The 3,113-nt window shown below is 46.3% G+C and carries 3 protein-coding genes and 1 pseudogene; all 4 read left to right on the top strand.

From position 1 onward, the window contains the following. Positions 1 to 34: 34 nt before the first annotated feature. A complete protein-coding gene (locus tag IQ257_RS29190; RefSeq protein ID WP_193933481.1) occupies positions 35 to 1,768 on the top strand; it encodes a diflavin flavoprotein in 1,734 nt (577 codons plus the stop codon). A 186-nt stretch (positions 1,769 to 1,954) separates the two neighbouring features. Next, the gene (locus tag IQ257_RS29185; RefSeq protein ID WP_193882526.1) at positions 1,955 to 2,272 is read left to right on the top strand and encodes a DUF433 domain-containing protein; all 318 of its coding nucleotides are present in this window, start codon (positions 1,955 to 1,957) and stop codon (positions 2,270 to 2,272) included. Beyond that, positions 2,269 to 2,616, top strand: coding sequence for a DUF5615 family PIN-like protein (locus tag IQ257_RS29180; RefSeq protein WP_193882523.1), 348 nt, complete (start codon positions 2,269 to 2,271; stop codon positions 2,614 to 2,616). Before IQ257_RS29185 ends, IQ257_RS29180 begins: the two co-directional genes overlap by 4 nt. Positions 2,617 to 2,795: 179 nt before the next feature. After that, positions 2,796 to 3,113: pseudogene (locus IQ257_RS29175) on the top strand (ABC transporter permease); the annotation flags it as partial.

Here is a 3,113-nt window from a genome sequence, read left to right as displayed (position 1 = left end):
TAGATTCACTTATTCATTCTGGAGGACTGTACCCATGAAAACCCTATCAGACGTTAAACCTCGTGACGTTCAAGTTGCTGCCCTTGGTACTGCCGATACAACCATTTTGCGATCGCGCACTTGGGATAGACTCAAATTTGAAGTAGAATACTCCCTGCAACGCGGCACAACTGCGAATTCCTATCTGATTCAAGCCGATAAAACCGCACTCATCGACCCGCCTGGTGAATCGTTTACCGAAATTTTCCTGAATCAATTGCAGCAATGTGTAAATGTGCAGCAATTGGACTATGTAATTTTAGGTCACGTTAACCCCAACCGGATGGTGACTCTCAAAGCCTTATTAGAGTTAGCCCCCCATATTACCTTTGTTTGTTCTAAACCTGGTGCGGTGGCGTTGCAAAATGCTTTAAGGGAACACCAATTTAACATCTGGGTGCCAAGGGGAGACGAAACCTTAGACTTAGGTAGAGGTCATCACCTGCAATTTATCCCCATTCCCACCCCACGCTGGCCCGATGGGCTGTGTACCTACGACCCCCAAACTCGTATTTTATTTACCGATAAACTCTTTGGTGCCCATGTCTGCGGCGATGAAATCTGGGATGAAAACTGGAAACGCCTAGACGAAGACCGCCGCTATTACTATGATTGTCTCCATGCAGCACAATCTCGACAGGTAGAAACGGCACTCGACAAATTGGCACCCTTCTCCGCCAAAATGTACGCCCCCGGTCACGGTCCCATTGTCCGCTACAGCCTCAGCCGATTTATCCACGACTATCGGCAATGGGGTCAGCAGCAGACTGAGCAGGACTTGACAGTTGCGTTAATTTATGCATCAGCCTATGGAAATACGGCAACTTTAGCGCAAGCGATCGCGAAAGGCATGACTAAAACGGGCATTGCTGTAGAATCCATTAACTGCGAATTTGCCGACTCAGCAGAAATTGAAGCCGCTATTCAACGCTGCGATGGCTTTCTCATTGGTTCTCCCACCCTCGGAGGACATATGCCAACTCAAGTGCAAACAGCATTGGGAATTATCCTATCGACTGCGGCTAAAACTAAACTAGCTGGAGTCTTCGGTTCCTATGGCTGGAGTGGGGAAGCGGTTGATGAAATTGAAAGCAAACTCCAAGATGCTGGCTATCGCTTAGGGTTTGAACCGATTCGGGTTAAGTTTAAACCCGATGATGAGACGATTCAATATTGCAAAGAAGTCGGGATAGAATTTGCTCAGACCCTGAAAAAATCGAAGAAATTTCGCGCACCCAAACAAGCGGTTAGTAGCGCCCAAATTGACCGTACCGCCCAAGCTGTAGGGCGAATTGTCGGTTCATTGTGCGTGTTAGCCGCAAAGCGGGGTAATGTTAGCAGTGGTGTATTAGCCTCTTGGGTAACACAAGCGAGTTTTAATCCCCCTGGTTTGACGATAGCGGTAGCGAAAGATTGGGCGGTAGAATCTCTCACCCATATCGGCGATCAATTCGTGCTGAATATTTTAAAGGAAGGCATGAACGTTAGACGGCACTTCCTCCAATCTTTTGCCCCAGGAGAAGACCGTTTTGCAGGTTTGGATACAGAAGACGCGGAAAATGGCTGTCCGATTATCAAAGACGCCCTTGCTTATGTGGAATGTACAGTCAAGAGTCGAATGGACTGCGGCGACCATTGGTTAATTTATGCTGTAGTGGACAATGGTAAAGTGTTGCAATCGACGGGGATGACAGCAGTGCATCATCGCAAATCAGGGAGTCAGTACTGATTAATTGCGATATAAATTTGGCAGCGGATGGGGTAACGGATGTAACGGATAAGTTATTGGAGTTACCGATAACCCATCCGCTATTATTATCGTGCCAATAGCAACTGCACTAACGAGCGATCGCTCTACTCGTCACATAAGCCTCATCTAAGCTGATAATTAATAATGATGGCATCAAAAAGAACCATGACACACACACAAACTGAGTATAAATATGTAGAACTAGATGAGCGCAATGTCCCAACGGTTGCCGGGACTACCCTGAAAGTTGTTGAAGTCGTTATGGCTCAAAGAGCTTATGGATGGAGTCCTGAAGAATTCTACTTTCAACATCCTTACTTAAGCATGAGCCAAATTCATGGAGCATTAACCTATTACTGGGATAACAAAGAAGAACTTGATGCAGATATCCAGCGACGAGAGGAGTATGCCGAAAAGATGCGTCAGGAAGCAGGCGAATCTCCTTTTGTTGCTAGACTGCGGGCGCAAGGACTGCTTAAATGAGTCTAGCTTTCTACATGGATGAACACATACACCGAGCCATTACAACTGGATTGCGCTTGCGGGGTATAGATGTCCTAACCGTTCAAGAAGATGGATATACTAGCTTCCCTGATCCAACAATACTTGACCGTGCTACTGAACTTCAGCGTCTTTTGTTCTCACAAGACGAAGATTTTCTAGCAGAAGCTAGTCGCCGTCAAGAGCAGGGAGTTAATTTTACGGGTATCATCTATGCTTCTCAATTGTTCGTTTCCATTGGGGATTGTATCCGGGACTTAGAAATCATTGCCAAAGCTGGCGAACTTGAAGAGTTTGTTAACCGAGTCCAATATTTACCCTTGTAGTTTTCAATAAACCTAACAGATGCTATGCGATCGCTTTCAGGAAATGAGACGATTGTTAGCAGCGGATGGGGTAACGGATGTAACGGATAAGTTATTGAATTTACCGATAGCCCATCCGCACTCGTCCGCTACATAATCCGTTGCCATATAAAGTGGGCTTCAAATCCCGCTGATAACCCATGATAAAACTCTTTGAGAGCAAAGCCATCCAACGATTTTGGCAATCAACGTCTGGTAAAATCGGTCTGGGAATAACCATCACCATTATCTTAATGGCGATACTAGCACCCATTCTCAATCCTTACGACCCTGCAACTGACCGAAACTATGCGGCGCGTTTGAAACCTCCCAGTCTTGACCATTGGTTTGGCACGGATGGTTTGGGACGAGATATCCTCGATTTAGTCTGGTACGGGTTGCGGACTTCTTTATTTATCGGCTTGGTTGCGGTGGGGTTAGGGCTGATTATCGGTGTAGTGTTAGGGTTGGTTGGGGGA

Source organism: Coleofasciculus sp. LEGE 07092 (genome assembly GCF_015207375.1).
Classification (GTDB): Bacteria; Cyanobacteriota; Cyanobacteriia; order Cyanobacteriales; family Coleofasciculaceae; genus LEGE-07092.
The sequence above is the reverse complement of the archived record's forward strand: the minus strand, read 5'-3'. Positions and strand labels throughout refer to the sequence as shown.